The organism is Paenibacillus sp. V4I3 (assembly GCF_030817215.1).
Taxonomy (GTDB): domain Bacteria; phylum Bacillota; class Bacilli; order Paenibacillales; family NBRC-103111; genus Paenibacillus_E.
This window is the reverse complement of sequence record NZ_JAUSZA010000001.1, coordinates 2,437,302-2,451,701: the sequence shown is the minus strand read 5'-3', so window position 1 is coordinate 2,451,701 and position 14,400 is coordinate 2,437,302. Positions and strand designations below refer to the sequence as shown.

General features: G+C 48.4%; 12 protein-coding genes. 1 reads left to right on the top strand and 11 read right to left on the bottom strand.

Annotated features, from left to right (window positions below; all coding sequences use genetic code 11):
* Positions 1-498: 498 nt before the first annotated feature.
* From QFZ77_RS11355 to QFZ77_RS11315, 9 genes are all read right to left on the bottom strand, one after another.
* On the bottom strand, positions 499-1,461 hold the full coding sequence (locus tag QFZ77_RS11355) for a bile acid:sodium symporter family protein (protein WP_307439474.1): 963 nt from the start codon (positions 1,459-1,461) through the stop codon (positions 499-501).
* Positions 1,462-1,546: 85 nt separating this feature from the next.
* A complete protein-coding gene (locus QFZ77_RS11350) occupies positions 1,547-2,539 on the bottom strand; it encodes an aldo/keto reductase (protein WP_307439472.1) in 993 nt (330 codons plus the stop codon).
* A gap of 38 nt (positions 2,540-2,577) precedes the next feature.
* Positions 2,578-4,356: a glycoside hydrolase family 36 protein gene (locus QFZ77_RS11345; protein WP_307439471.1), complete on the bottom strand. Its 1,779-nt coding sequence runs from the start codon at positions 4,354-4,356 to the stop codon at positions 2,578-2,580.
* Complete coding sequence (locus tag QFZ77_RS11340) at positions 4,353-4,529, bottom strand: hypothetical protein (protein WP_307439469.1); 177 nt, start codon at positions 4,527-4,529, stop codon at positions 4,353-4,355. The genes QFZ77_RS11345 and QFZ77_RS11340 overlap by 4 nt, the downstream gene beginning before the upstream one ends.
* Positions 4,530-4,531: 2 nt before the next feature.
* The gene (locus QFZ77_RS11335; RefSeq protein WP_307439467.1) at positions 4,532-6,742 is read right to left on the bottom strand and encodes an alpha-galactosidase; all 2,211 of its coding nucleotides are present in this window, start codon (positions 6,740-6,742) and stop codon (positions 4,532-4,534) included.
* A gap of 23 nt (positions 6,743-6,765) precedes the next feature.
* Positions 6,766-8,148, bottom strand: a complete 1,383-nt coding sequence (locus tag QFZ77_RS11330; RefSeq protein ID WP_307439464.1) for an MATE family efflux transporter — start codon at positions 8,146-8,148, stop codon at positions 6,766-6,768.
* 13 nt (positions 8,149-8,161) lie between these two features.
* A complete protein-coding gene (locus QFZ77_RS11325; RefSeq protein WP_307439463.1) occupies positions 8,162-9,547 on the bottom strand; it encodes a family 4 glycosyl hydrolase in 1,386 nt (461 codons plus the stop codon).
* Between the two features lie 268 nt (positions 9,548-9,815).
* Positions 9,816-9,989: a hypothetical protein gene (locus QFZ77_RS11320; protein ID WP_307439461.1), complete on the bottom strand. Its 174-nt coding sequence runs from the start codon at positions 9,987-9,989 to the stop codon at positions 9,816-9,818.
* A 68-nt stretch (positions 9,990-10,057) separates the two neighbouring features.
* Complete coding sequence (locus QFZ77_RS11315) at positions 10,058-11,251, bottom strand: sn-glycerol-1-phosphate dehydrogenase (protein WP_307439458.1); 1,194 nt, start codon at positions 11,249-11,251, stop codon at positions 10,058-10,060.
* A 149-nt stretch (positions 11,252-11,400) separates the two neighbouring features.
* On the opposite strand from QFZ77_RS11315, the gene QFZ77_RS11310 reads away from it, so the two are divergent.
* Positions 11,401-12,147 carry a DUF2161 domain-containing phosphodiesterase gene (locus QFZ77_RS11310; protein ID WP_307439456.1) on the top strand — a complete coding sequence of 249 codons (747 nt, stop codon included), beginning with the start codon at positions 11,401-11,403 and terminating at the stop codon, positions 12,145-12,147.
* Here the strand turns inward: QFZ77_RS11310 and QFZ77_RS11305 are convergent.
* Both QFZ77_RS11305 and QFZ77_RS11300 read right to left on the bottom strand, forming a co-directional pair.
* Positions 12,144-13,094 carry an NAD(P)/FAD-dependent oxidoreductase gene (locus QFZ77_RS11305; protein ID WP_307439455.1) on the bottom strand — a complete coding sequence of 317 codons (951 nt, stop codon included), beginning with the start codon at positions 13,092-13,094 and terminating at the stop codon, positions 12,144-12,146. The genes QFZ77_RS11310 and QFZ77_RS11305 overlap by 4 nt on opposite strands.
* 69 nt (positions 13,095-13,163) lie before the next feature.
* Complete coding sequence (locus QFZ77_RS11300) at positions 13,164-14,396, bottom strand: MFS transporter (protein WP_307439453.1); 1,233 nt, start codon at positions 14,394-14,396, stop codon at positions 13,164-13,166.
* Positions 14,397-14,400: the final 4 nt, after the last annotated feature.

The following is a 14,400-nucleotide window of genomic DNA, read 5'->3' as shown; positions in this document are numbered from 1 at the left end:
ATAATTTCAAACAAACAGAGAATGTTCATACACTATATAAAACAAAACAGAGCCTGCCATTACGGCAATGCTCCTTTCTTTGTTGATTAAATATGGTATTGAATCAAATCCCTCCATTTCGACGAACCAGGGCCAGCTTTTATTTTTTATGATGCTTACGTTTCAGCCGTGGAAAATAACAAAAAAACTAATTTTGAAATGCCCATTTAAGGAACGGTGACAAAATCGTACGTTATAGAGACATTTGGAACGTGTCTCATGCTCCTTGGATCCATTTATGGTTATATATTGAAATGGGGCCCTATTATATGGGGGATTTTCGGGGCTGTGTCTGGAATTCTTTTGGGTTTGTTTTGAAGCTTTCGCTTGTGAAAAAAAGAAATTACGGAACGAAAAATATAACCTCGGAAGGGTCTTGATCATTCGTTGTGAAGAACATTGGGATAATACTAGCTATTTTCCCATTTAACTTCATTCTCTCCAAGTGAATCCTCATTTTTAGGCTGCCTTGGCTGTATGACCATTTATGCCGTACTTTTTAGCCAGACGCTGCCCATATAAAGCCGCCAGGATTTGTTGAAACAGCATACCTGCGACAACCGGAAGCGCCACAGGCGGCGGAAAAAAGCTGATAGCGAGCACTGCACCCGCACTCAAGTTTCGCATCCCTGAATTGAAGGTGAGGGCAATGGTGACTTCGCGGTCCCATCTCATCATCCGGGATACTAGCCATCCTGCCAAATATCCAATGGTTGCACATGCGAAAGAAACAGCAATAATTTTTACCAACTGACCATTCATGTTTTTCAGATAGGGAGCTATGACCGAAGAATTAATCGCAACCACCACAAAAAGTCCTATTTTTGAAAAAGGCGCCAATCGCGGCCCCCAGGTGATTTTAATTCTGCCTTTTGTCCATTGATTAAGCACCATACCAATCAATGAAGGGATCACAACCATTAAGAATAGCCCCCTCATAATATCCCATTGGTCCATATGTACCTTAGCTCCAACGATGAGAGAGAGGCTTAGCGGCACAATCAATGGAGATAAAAGCGTGTCCAGTAAGATGAGCGCCAAAGTGAGCGCTATATTTCCCCCATATATGGTAACCCACACCAAGCTGACAACTCCGGTAGGAATAACGAACAGGAGAACAAATCCAGTCTGTGTCAAATCATCTCCAGGGAAAAATATTGAACCGGCCGCCCATCCCAGTATCGGCATTGCCAGATGCAGAATGATAAAGTTAGCTATAATCGGCAGCGGATGCATCATCACCTTTTGTAAATCCTTAAAATTAGATCCAATGCTTCCAGCAAACGTCATTGCAGCAAATATCCACGGGACTAGAAAGCTAAGATGATGCAGCCAAGCTGAGCTAATTAACCCAACAATAACAGCAGATGGCGTTACAAAAGGCATCGCTTTTTCGAGTACTTTATTCAATCGGATTAGCATACTCAACCCTCTTCTGTATTTAATGATGAGGCTTTCCCATCGCTCCGTATACTTCGGTTCCCAATAGAGCAAATCCTGCCAAACTTCAACCCCCAAGAATTTGATCGATAAGATCCAATTCTTCCTGAGTGAAAGTAGGCTGCTTCAAGGCTGCCACATTATCGTCTAGCTGACTCACTTTACTTGCCCCAATTAATGCGGAGGTAACATATCCCTTGCGAAGAACCCAAGCTAAAGCCATCTGTGCAAGGCTTTGCCCTCGCTCCTGAGCTAATATATTCAAAAGACGAGACTTAGCGATCTTTTCCTCGGTAATATCCTGAGGCCTTAGGAACATACTGCCACCTGCTGCACGGGAATCCGCCGGAATGTTTTGCAAATAACGATCCGTCAGCAGTCCTCTGGCTAGAGGGCTATAAGCGATTGACCCCACGCCTTCTCTTGCCAAAATGTCTTGCAGGCCCTGCTCCAACCGTCTTTCGAACATCGAATAGTGTACTTGATGGATGATGAACGGAGTGCCGAGACCTTTCAATATTGCTGCTGCTTGCTCCGTTTGCTCTGCATTATAGTTGGACACACCCACATACAGCGCTTTTCCCTGACGAACAGCCTGATCCAAGGCGCCCATTGTTTCTTCCAAAGGCGTTTCAGCGTCAAAACGGTGCGAATAATAAATATCAACATAATCCATGCCAAGTCGCTTTAAGCTCTGGTCGAGGCTGGCGAGCATACTTTTGCGGGAGCCCCGCTCCCCATAAGGACCGTCCCACATGCGATAGCCTGCTTTGGTTGCAATGATCAGCTCATCACGGTACGGGTGCAAATCCTTCTTCAGAATTTGTCCGAACGTTTCCTCTGCCGAGCCTGCCGATGGACCATAGTTATTCGCAAGATCGAAATGGGTAATCCCCAAATCAAACGCATGGCGCGCCAGAGCCCTACTGTTCTCGAATAGATCGACGCTTCCAAAATTATGCCATAATCCAAAAGAGATCAGAGGCAGCTTAAGACCGCTCTTTCCGCTCCGATGATAAGGCATTTCAGCATATCTTCCTTCATTAGCTAAGTAGTTCATCGATGATCCCCCTAGTGTACGTGCCTTGATTTTTGGTTCTATAAAATAGAAATGGTCGCGAGCCCCGAAGCCGGAATCGCAAGCTTATGAATGCCTGACGTCAGCATGGCAGACAGCTCCTCTACGATTTCCCCACAGCAGTTTTTAATAACCACCTTAACCGCTCCAACTACACCAGACGCCTCCAAATAGAGTCCATCCTGTCTTCTGCCATTTACCACGATCCACTGGGACACCGGTGTCGATGCATCTATAGGCACAATTCGCTCATGATAAGCGACAATAATCCCTCTATCCTCTTTTACAGCTCGGACTAGCGGATACATCAGCTCCGGATTCATTGGCTCAATCGGGCCGTCTAACAACAGATCACGGTTCTCCTTCCAGAAGGAAAGCCAGTATTCGAGCATCTTCAAATGGTTGGAAGGCAGCCTATCCAAGAGGACCGATACCTGAGGCACCGAAAATAAACAGTTAATCAACTGTAAGGCGGCGCTTTCCACGGGTTCCTCCGGGTGCCACATGATCATATCGGCATGAGATGCCGTATCTCCGCAGATCAGCCTGATGTCCAACGTACGCACTCGGTTCTGGATGCTGTCGTTCGGACAATCGGCTGCACGGAACATATTGCCGTATTTGCGCATGGCAGGACCGATATACATCTGGCGGAATTCGATCATGATATCGGGATTCAATTCTCTCAATCTGCCGATAGAGTCTGTCAATAGACGGTCAACGGCTTCAGGTATAGACTCATAATCCTTGCCGGGGACTGTTGAGGGAAGCTGAAGCTCAGGCGAATAGAACGTATCAATGAAATCAAGCTTGAAGCCGTCCAAGCCCCATTCTTTCACCGCTTCTTCATATTTATTTATGATATACTCTCGGACATCAGGGTATCTCGGATCGAGCACGGCTGCCCCATGATTTTCATTAAATCGCAGAATCTTATCTTTGAATCGATCCCACACCTTACTGTATTTACCGATAAATGGTACTGAGTACCAGAGGATAAATTTCATGCCTAACTCATGAACCGCATCAACATGCCGCTTCATATCAGGGAATTTACCCTCATAAGTCTCCCAATCACCGCAGTACGCATAACCCCGGCGGTTATCTTCCGTCTGCCAGCCATCATCCACAATGACGGCTTCCATCCCCAACTTCTTGGCGATACGGCATTGCTCTTCGATATGTGCGTCTGTTACATTTTGATGCATACTGTACCAGGTCGAATACATGGGTTCCTTGGCAGCCGCAGGAACGAACGCCGGGCGATATTCCGGCATGGCGCTCCACCACTCTTGAACGCCCTGAAGGCTTTCATAATAAGGAATATCTCTCGTATCTACGAGAAGCTTCGCCTCATAAGAAGTGAAAGGCACCGTCGTTTCTGTAAACAATTGGACGCGGCAATGGAAATCGGCCGTTTCCTCGCTGATGCCTCCCGAGTAGTGCACCGTGTTAAGTGCATCCGAATAAGCAAATGTCAGTCTATTGCGACCTACGCTATTAAATAAGGCATAAATCGGAGCCGACGCAGCCGCGTTGGAACGTAATGTGCGCATCCAGTCGGCCTTGAAACTCTTATTCCGGTCCTGGGCTGGATGCCAACTGCCCTGAATATCACAAGCAGGATGCGACCAACCAAGCGTAAAAACGGGAGGCGTCAGCGCCTCCTCCGCTTTCAATTGCAGCGTAATGAGATCGAGGCCTTCCTGCAATTTTTCCGCAAATAGAGAGACGGTAAACCGATGGTCCTCTCCCGATAAAGTAAATGTATGTGTATCCGTGTTTATGATTTTGTTCATACTGCGTCCTCCTGCTGTTGATTCTTATGACGGTTCAAGCCTGCATGGCACCACACGGTGACAATCGGATCGACCTCACTCGAATTGAGGTGATGATCCTCACCTGGTAATACATCCTGCAAAATGTGGCCGTCCCTCTTATCCTGCAAATCGCTCAAACGCAGCTTTTTCATTGTCATTCCTCCATTTTCAAGCGGTAAAGGCGGCTTCGGAAATCGCCTTTCCAGATCGGTAAATTAAGCCCCACATGCATGAGCTCATCACCACCAAAGATTTCCATAACTTCGTCCTGATCTTCCGAATCATAGAGTAAGTAATTACTCTCTGCCGCTAACCCCTTTAATCGCAGCTTCCTTAGCGGTGCATTCGGCTCAGACAGTACTTGAAAAAAAGCAACCAACGCTTCCTTCTTATCCTCGGAAACAAACATCCATGCAGCGCTAACGTGTTCAAAAGGGCTGATCAAACGGTAAAATTCGCCGAATTGGATCAGCGGCCGCAATTGTTTATAAAGCACAACTTGCTTCTTCACGGCCTCCTTTTCAGCTTCCGTAAATGCGGTCAAATCCAGCTCATAGCCGAAGTTACCCGACATCGCCACATCCCCCCGCATATCGAGCGGTGTCGTACGATGCACCTGATGGTTAGGGACTGCGGAAACATGAGCGCCCATCGTGCTAATTGGATAAAGGATACTCGTGCCATATTGAATTTTCAGCCGTGCTACCGCATCCGTATTATCGCTCGTCCACGTCTGCGGCATATAGTAGAGCATCCCAGGATCGAACCGCCCGCCACCTCCGGAGCAGCTTTCGAACAACACACTCGGGAATGCGGAGGTTATCCGTTCCATCACTTCATAAAGCCCGAGCATATAACGATGAGCCGTTTCACGCTGCCGCTCCGGCGGGAGCTGGGCGGAACCGACTTCCGTCATATTGCGGTTCATATCCCATTTCACATAGGTGATTGGGCTGCTCGCAAGAATATCGGAGATGACCGTAACGATGTAGTCTCTTACGTCTTGGCGCGAATAATCGAGAATCAGCTGATGCCTCGCTTCTGTTCTTCGCCGACCTGGCACGTGCAGGCACCAGTCGGGATGGGAGCGATACAGGTCGCTATCCGGGGACACCATTTCAGGCTCGAACCATAGACCGAACTCCAGCTCTTGCTGCTTCACACGGCTTACCAAATCCGGCATGCCTTGTGGCAGCTTGTTACGATCAACGAACCAATCTCCGAGTGAGCTTTTATCGTTGTCACGCTTACCAAACCAACCGTCGTCCAGCACTAGAAGCTCTAATCCGAGTTCCTTGCCAACTCGCGCAAGCTCTTCAATTTTATCCGCGTTGAAATTAAAATAGGTGGCTTCCCAGTTGTTGATGAGAATCGGCCTGTGACGATCGCGGAATTGTCCACGGCATAACCGTGTGCGATACAGCTTGTGATACGTGCGCGACATCCCGCCGATTCCTTCCGCGGAATAGACGAGAACTGCCTCCGGCGTCTGGAAGGTTTGCCCCGGCTCCAAGAGCCACGAAAAATCAAACGAGTTGATGCCCATCACTACGCGAGTCGTTCCGTAAGGATCTACTTCCGCTTGAGCAACAAAGCTGCCGCTGTAGACAAGACTAAATCCATAGGCTTCTCCTTGGTCTTCATCCGCTTGCTTGGAAAGCAGGGCCATGAATGGGTTGAGCGAATGGCTGCTAGACCCTCGTCGGCTCTCAATGACAGACCCGCCTGTTAGAATAGGGCGTCTTTCGATATGACGCTCACGCGCCCATGTGCCTGACAAATGAAGCATAACGAAATCGCAGTGAGATATATCGATACCGAAGCTCAATGCTCGAAGCAGCTTAATCGACTGATTACCCACATTCATGAATCGAACTGACCGGGTTATCGCATCCAAATCGCGAAATACGGTATACGTGAGAATGGCTTTCAAACCAATCATCGCGTCGACCAGCACGATATCGATACTCTCCGCTTCGCTGTCATCCTCCGTATAGGTGGACGGCAGTCCCTCTAGGGGTGTTTTACCCGCGTAAATCCGGTGGGACTCATAAACGAATTCGCTGACCGTCGTTCCGTCTTCCAATTGAACCTGATAGGCCGGAACGCGAAAATCACTGCCTCCGTATGCCGGAAATTCCTGCGGCAATGTGTCCAAAGACAGCGTTAGATCATTCGGATCCGTAGACGGTGAGAAGGAGCAGCGGCGTCTTATAGCGAGCAAGCTTCCTAGATTCGTTCCCCGTACTTGGCGTCCCCAATGAACGTGAGCCAAATATTTGGATTTGATTAGCTGCATGATGTAACTCGATGACTTCCCATGAAGATGGAAAGTTTGCGAATTCGAATCGTACACAATTCCCATAATTCCGCTTCTCCTTTTGTGTATTAAACCTTTAGTTGCTTCCATGCCCCGCGTTTAAACCTAAAATAAATCAAATTAGATCTGAGAAATTGATCACAAGCAACAGCACCCCATAATCCGACCATGCCCCAATGAAAGACGTAAACAAATAAATAACTAAGTACAACCCGTATTCCCCACACGCCAATGAATGTCGAATATAAGGGGTAACGGGTATCTCCTGCTCCTCTTAACGCTCCTCCAAGAACAAACTGCGATATCTGAGATACCTGAAAAAAACCTACGATCCGAAGTGCCCCTGCCCCTTCGCGATTAATCGTCTCGTCATTCGTATACAGCATGAGGATATGGGGTGCAAGTAAGATGAAAAGCGTTCCCATAAAACCGGCCACGAACATGCTGTACTTTCTGACTTGCCACACATATCGCTCAGCGAGGTCCGGTTTACTTACGCCAAGGGTTTGTCCAACTAACGTAGAAGCTGCGATGGCAAAAGCAGCCCCCGGCATAAACGAGATCCCGATAATGCTCGTTACAATTTGTGATGCCGCAACTGCAACGGTCCCGAGTCCAGCACAAATTTTCACAAACGTCATAATCCCTAAACGCATAATAAGCTGCTCAAGACTGCTGGGTATCCCTATCTTCAACATGCGGCTGATCATAGCCTTATCCAAACGGCTTATATCCGACCAGCCAATGCGAACTGCAAATCTTCCGCTGAACATGACGGCTATAAAACAAATCATGGCCCCGGTCTGAACCACTAAGGTGGCAATTGCAGCCCCCGTAATACCCATTTGCGGAAAATCGAGGTGACCGTAAATCAACACGATCCCGAGGATAACATTGACGCATCCTGACAGCACGTTGATTTTCATCGGAGTCCGTGTGTCTCCCGCCCCTCGTAGAATAGCGGATAAAGCAGACGAGATAGAAGAGAAGCCAATGGAGAAAAACATTAATTTCGCATATGGCATTCCATATTGAACGACCTCAGCGCTGGCTCCCATCAAATGGAGCATGCTCTGGGCAAAGGTGACTCCAAGTGCAACAACAAGAACAGACAGAATGGTACCGAGCAGAAGCGATTGCCCTGCGGCCAGATTCGCGTCCCCCATTTTCCCCGCTCCTGTCGAACGGGCGACGATGACGGTTGTACCTGTATTAAGCGCTGCAAAAAGGACAGTCAATAATAAATAAGGTTGGCTTGTTAAGCCCACAGCCGCCAAAGCAATGGCCCCGAGGTGTCCAACCAGGATCATCATCACCATTTGGGTCATATTCATGAGCAGCATTTCCGTCAAAGATGGACCTGCCAATTTGAAAATCATCCGGCGAACGGCCTTCTCATCCTGCGGATCAATGGAGGCGGATTCGCTGAATAACTTTAATCCTGCACTCATGGCCGGCCCGCCATCAGATGTTCCATCCTGGCAAATAAGCTTTCGTATTTTGCAGCATCTTATCGAACAATACCTCGGCATCGTGGATATCGATATTCACAAGCGGATCGTTCATAAACGCCTTGAATGCTAAGTCTTTGTCCTTTTGAAGAGCAGCTTTCAAAATAAGCTCCTGATTCATCGTATGTTGCAAGACCAGATTACCCACTTCCATCGGAAGCTCGCCCGCGTAGACCGGACGCAAACTGTTCGCTGAGAACACAGCATTCGTTTCTACAACCGCGCCCAGAGGAATTCCCTTCATTTGTCCAACGTTGGGAACGTTAATATTAGTTACGAATTGTTCAAGTCCGATTAGACCTTTTAACTGTCTGACCTCTTCTTCTCCTGATGCCTTAAGAGGCAGCTTCTCCTCGCCACTAAGCAGCTTACCGTAAAAAAGCTCCGTTGCTGCATGCTTTTCGACTCGGCTTTGTACCGTCGTTAAGCCGAACCTCCATGAACGAACCGTCTCCGGATCTTTCAAATACCAAGGAGGCATAAATTCCGCCAAGTGGCGATCACCTGCCGCTGCAATAACGCCAAAGCGCCGAAACAAATCGAACTTCACGCGGTTAGCGGCCGTATACGTGTTCGTGACCCAAGCATCTTTGTTGTGCTCAAATCCGGATTCAAAATATGTATCAACAAACTTTCGATACATCGGAAGTAAGTCCATATTTTGATACGTCGCTTGATCGATCCAAGTAAAATGATTGATGCCCAGCACATTCACTTTCACTTGATCCCTATGCACACCTTCAATACCTTCCATATCGCGCAGCATACGTATCAAAAGTCCTTGCACACCGAAAATCTCATGGCAGCAGCCAAGTGCTTTAATTTTTGGAAACACTTCAAAAAGTGTCCGTGTACAGAGTGTCATTGGATTCGTGTAATTGAACACCCAGGCATCCGGTGAAAAGCGCTCAATCGCTTGTGCTATTTCCACATACATGGGAATGGTGCGAAGTGCTCTGATAAGACCCCCAGGTCCAGTCGTATCGCCAACGGCTTGATAAATGCCGTATTTTTCCGGTTCATGAACATCGGATTCCATTTCCCGGAATGATCCTGGAAGGATCGAGATAAACACAAAATCGCATCCGCTAAGCGCCTCTTGGAGCGTCGGATACGCCTTGTAAGTCCATTTGGATTTCGTCTCTGTATAATCGGAAACCGAATTACCCAGCTTTTCATTATTTTTGGCCTTGCCGTAATCAAGATCGTACAAACGAATAGTACCTGACAATTGACCATCAAGCGCCAGATCGGCAATCAGATTTTTCGCCCAATACATCGAGCCTCCACCAATATATGCGATTTGGATATCGCTGACTTTCTCATTAGCAAATTTCATATTGCCCTCCTTCTTGTCTTGGAACCGTCTTGCATACGCTACCAGTATAGAGAACAATTCCACATTGCGGGATGGCAAAAATTAAGTCAGGTTGTGATTTTTTACACTTTTTCACACGAAGGATGAACATAACCGGAAAGACTATAGTTCGGCAGGATAGTATCCAAATTTTACTACCTATAGTCCTGTAATTGGATGTGCTAAATTATTGGGCTATTGTAGTAAATTACGATAGCTAAACATGCAATTTGCAACCCGAGAGTCCATTTCATTGGATTAAATCCAATAGAAGTCCGTCTCCAGACGATAAACCAGCCATTTGGTTGGATAAATCCAATGGAATTACGATTTTCACAGCCTGAGAGACCATTTCATTGGATTTATTCCAATGGATTTGCAATTTTCGTTCTGAAACCCAATTCGGATGTACCTGAAGGTCCAAAAAAAAGACTGCCCCTCAAGTAGGTAGATCTATCTACTTGAGGGCAGCCTTTTATAAAGATAAAGCGTCTACAGCAGACGCTGTAAACGTAGGTTCGTGAATCGGTTGCGCACGAAAAGCGCATCCTGCAGGGACGCCTCCACCAGCTCCGGCTCCACACCGAGCTGCTCCGGCGTTACCGGTCCCTGCACGGCCTCGAGCCAAGCGATGAGCTGCGCCGGTGCAGGGACCGCTCGGGCGATGGCTTGCACATCGCCCCACTTCTCCGCGATGCGCGCCTTCAGCGCCTGCGCATCAACAGCCGTGCCATTCGCCGGGAAATTCTCGGCGATGACCATCTCGGCCATGTCCCCATAGACCTGCCGGATGCGCTCCGCATCCGTAAGTTCACTGGGGACATGGCCTTGCGCTAGGCGCGCAGCGGCCTCGTCGGCCGTGAGCCCCTGCAGCGCCTGATAGCGCTGCGCCATGAGCACGGTCGCGACGCCGACCTTCGCGCCGTGCAGCAGCGCTCGGCGGCGCTGCTGCAGAAGCACCATCTCCCAGTAATGGGAGAGATGGTGCTCAGCCCCAGAGGCCGGCCGCGAGTGGCCGACCAAGAGCATGGAAAGGCCCGATAGGATCAGGCCTTCCATCAACCGGAGCAAGCCGAGATCGGTGCGCTGCGCGATCTCGGCCAACTGAGCCGTGCAGAGCTCTACGGCCTCCAAAGTCAACCGAGCGCTGAGCTCGCAATAGTGCTCGCCGAGCAGCACACGGCCAAGCGACCAGTCGGCCAGCGAAGTGTGCTTGCCGAGCATATCGCCGAGGCCGGCCGCGATCATCGCCTGCGGCGCCTTCGCCAGCACCGCGAGGTCGGCGAAGATCGCCTCCGGCGCGCAGGCCGGGATCGTCTGCTTGAAGCCGCGGACGATGAGCGGAGCGCCCACTGACGCGAATCCGTCCACCGACGGCGCCGTCGGCTCAGACAAGAACGGACGCTTCGTACGATGCGCCACGAAGCGCACGATGTCGTGGACGGTGCCCGCACCCACGGCCAGCAAAATCTTCGATGAAAGCGGCGTGTCCAGCATCACCTGGACAATCGCTTCTTCATCGGCCGCCACTTCCCCCATCGCGTTCTCGCGAATCACGCTGAGGCTTACCTTCACCTGCGCCAGCGCATCCCGTTCAATAATGATGCGCCGAATCGGCACTTCGTGCCGCAACCCGCAAGCGCAATCAATACTCTTTCCTATCCAGACATCCAATATCTCACTCATCACACGCATCCTCCTCTGTCTCCTGGCTCTACCGTTCCGTTCCAACATGTACGTACAAGTGATTCTTCCCCTATTCCAGCAAAAGCTATGCTATAATTGAACACATTCTGGCTGCAATTATTGTAACTAGAGAGGAGATCACTAACCTCATGCCTATCCAAACAGAAACGGAGCTTTACGCTCCAATTAAACAATATTTCGAGCAGCGAGGTTACACCGTTCGCGCCGAGGTTAAGCATTGCGACTTAGTCGCTATTCGCGGTGATGAGCCGCCAATCATTGTCGAATTGAAAAAAAGCTTCAATATTCCGCTCCTCGTGCAAGGCATCGATCGTTTGCGGCTGACGGATCAAGTCTATGTCGCTTTCGAGCTTCCCAATAAAGGACGAGCGCCGCATCGACTGCAATGGGAAGAGATTCGACGTTTATGCCGCATGCTCGGCTTAGGTGTCCTGACCGTTCAATTCTTCAAACGCAAACAGCCCGCAGTGGATCTCGTCTGCGAGCCTACTCCCTATCTATTACGCCCGAATAAGCGGGCTGCATTGAAAGTCGTAAATGAATTTCATGAACGCAGTGGGGACTACAATGTCGGAGGCAGCTCTCAGCAGAAACTCATGACTGCCTACCGCGAAAAATCGCTTCATTGCGCCTACCTAATGCGACAGCATGGACCACTCAGTCCTCGTAAGCTTCGCGATTTCACGAGCAATAAAGCCGTGAGCTCCCTGCTTCAAAAAAACTACTACCGCTGGTTCGTACGCCAAAGCCGCGGCATTTATCATATCACCCCACTTGGGGAGCAAGCGTTAGCGGAATATGCCCATGTTGTAACTGCTTTTCCATCATCGGAGACGTCAGACTCGTCTACTATCCTATCTACTTTAAACCCTTAAGAGCGAACAACAACTCGATGTATGTTCGCTTCTTCTTTCAACATCAACAGCGCTTTGTTCATCCAAATAGCTGCCTGCGCTCCTTCGCCCATGGCAATGGTCACTTGCTCGGCATGAACACCCACGTCCCCTGCTGCCCAGACGAATGGCACACTTGTCATTTTACTGCGAGGATCCGTTACAATGTGGCGATTCTCCATTCGCTCCGCGCCTAACTGCCGGGCCAAATCCGACTTCACTTCATTCCCGCCGAAGGCTATAAACCCGCGCTCCGCACCGATTCGTTCCCCATTTGCCAAAACAACACCGCGAAATAAGCCATTCGTTTCAGCCATCACCTCCCCAATATCTTCCGCGACATAGGTGATTCTCTTTTCCTTCAGCTTTACTAGCAGCTCGCTCTTCACAGCTTTCTGCTCATGATTCACATAGGTCAGCTTGTCCGTACGCGCACTCAGCGTCAGAGCCATTCCCGCTCCGGAATCACCAGAACCCATCACAATGGTCTGTTTGTTCTTAATCTCATAGCCATCGCAATCTGGACAGACGTAAACAGTAAGCCCAAGACAGTCTTTCAGTTTGGGCAGCTCAGGAATGCGATCCAGAAGTCCTGTCGCCAGTAGTAAAGTCGGGGCTTCATATCCTTTACCCGACTTCCCCCATAACTCAAATCCATCCCCAGGTTTACCTTTGTTTACAGCTTGTACAACTTCATCCTTAGCGAAAGCAACACCCAGCTTCTCCGCTTGAAGCCTCCCTAATCGACGTAGTTCTTCACCCGATACACCATCTGGCCACCCCAAAAGGTTATGATAACTTTTACATAGTGTAGACCGGCCATAGCCCGCATCAATGACAAGTACGCGATACTCATATCTTCCTAATTGAATTGCCGCTTGAAGTCCGGCAATACCTCCGCCAACAATCATGCTGTCATACTGTTCCATAACCGCACGTCCTCTTCTCCTGTCATCTACTTCCTAGGATATCCGAGTTAACGCGCTTTCATGCTCAGCTCACTGATTCTTAATCGACCATACAAGGGCCATTTGTGACATCGCTGCCATCATTAAAATCCATGGAATCCAGCCCCCATCCAAATCACTGCCAAACGAGATTAAACAGGTAATTGAAATCACACGTCCAACATTCAAGAAAAACTCCCGAACAACCACACTTTCTACTTTCAATTGGCCTTTAAGCGGCAGCTTCGCAATGAGGCCATAATAATAGCCAGTCATTGTATTCCCTTGCAGCGGCGCGAAGATAGAATGCAAAATCATAAAACTTACAACCGTCCACACATTAACATTTCCTAGTAAAAAAGATACACCAATGAGGTAGCCGAGTGTTGATATGGCTAAATAAAGACGAGCTTTACTAGCGTTTGCATATTTAGATATAAAAATGCCCATTACGATCGATAGACTTGAGTATAATACACCGAGATAGCCCACAATATCTTCACGCGGCATCACTTTGAACAGTAGAATATTCGGTAAGAAAAGCATCGTCCCTTGGAGCAAACCCATTCCCAAAAATCCAAACAACGCTTTCAACCAGTCACGTTCTTTCTTCATTATAAGACCAGTCATCTTCAAGTAATAAACTCTATGATGCCCGCTTGAAGCTTTAATTTTCAATGAAATCAGCGCCGCTAGCAAGAACATACAGAATGCGATTGAGAAGACGATGGTGTAACCGCTAAGTCCTTCTTTTAATCGGATAATGAAACCGGCAAGCGCCGGTCCCGCTAAGGTTGCTGCTGTGAAAAAAATCATATTAAATGCAAGATACCGAATCCGGTTCTGTTCGTTAGAGACATCATACATCAGGGTTAAATAACCTACCCAGTAAAAAGCACCTGCAAGACCATTAAAAATAGCAAATAGGATATAATACTCGACCAGTTTCTCTTGTGCTAGAATGACGCTCAAATAGAAAAGACCTATGAGCATGATACCTAGACGATACGATACCATTCGGTCTTTCTTCTTAATCATGAGACCACCAAGCGCAAAGCCAATCGGTGTTAAGATGAAAACGATCATGCTGTATGTACCATTCACTACGACACTGTGCGTTAACCGCCATAAGTATAAGTTTAAGAACACGCCCGACATGGAAGCTCCAAACTGAAAAATAGAATGAATAATTAATGAAATTACGGCCTCACGCGACAATTGCTTCTCACGCGGAAGTGAATTTCCTCTGCTATGCAGCCAAGACCTGATTCTTATTATCATCATAGAC